This window comes from Bacillus sp. mrc49 (assembly GCF_002803435.1).
The window spans coordinates 1-315 of sequence record NZ_PHNG01000008.1; the positions used below are offsets into that span (position 1 = coordinate 1).

General features: G+C 41.3%; 1 protein-coding gene. It reads left to right on the plus strand.

All coding sequences use genetic code 11. The annotated features are described in order from the left end of the window. Positions 1–315, plus strand: a 315-nt coding sequence (locus CVN76_RS00160; protein WP_232732029.1) for a toxin Cry1Ac domain D-VI-related protein, incomplete at both ends; no start/stop codon positions are given.

A 315-nucleotide genomic window follows, 5' to 3' on the forward strand; every position in this document is an offset into this window, starting at 1 on the left:
GATAGACGAAGCTCAAGCAGCAGTCAATAAATTGCCAGCCGGTGCGGAAAAAGACCGTTTACAAGATTTAGTGAACAAAGCGAAGGATTTATTGAAGAAAAAAGAAGAAGCAGAAAAAGAACAAGCCGATGCGAAGAAAAAAGTAGAAGACCTGTTCACGGATAACAAGTTCGACACATTGAAAGGAAGTACCAATCAAGCCGCGGTTGACGAAGCGGAAGCAGCAGTCAATAAATTACCAGCCGGTGCGGAAAAAGACCGTTTACAAGATTTAGTGAACAAAGCGAAGGATTTATTGAAGAAAAAAGAAGAAGC